Below are 243 nucleotides of genomic sequence, written 5' to 3'. Positions count from 1 at the left end.
CGCAACAGTGTCTTTGCTGACAGCGTCTTCAACCAACGGATTGGCGGTTACTTCGATGGTCGGCAGGTCGTTGACCAAGGTGACATCCGGAGTAGCGGCGGCAGTTGCGCTGCCCTTATCGGCATCAGTCACGGTCAGGTCAAACGCTGGGAGTTTGTTCCCTGCATTGACGAAGTCAGCACCGGCCTGAGTCAGGACAACGTTGTTGCCAACGATGGCGTAGTAACCGTCTTTATTGCTGTC

1 protein-coding gene is annotated in these 243 nt (G+C 55.6%); it reads right to left on the bottom strand.

Going from position 1 to position 243, the window contains the following annotated elements; genetic code table 11:
* The coding region (locus tag AOA61_RS31065; protein WP_158234776.1) for a hypothetical protein at nt 1–243 on the bottom strand (243 nt) is incomplete at both ends.

This window comes from Pseudomonas sp. 2995-1 (assembly GCF_002742505.1).
GTDB classification, from domain to species: Bacteria; Pseudomonadota; Gammaproteobacteria; order Pseudomonadales; family Pseudomonadaceae; genus Aquipseudomonas; species Aquipseudomonas sivasensis.
The sequence above is the reverse complement of the archived record's forward strand: the minus strand, read 5'-3'. Positions and strand labels throughout refer to the sequence as shown.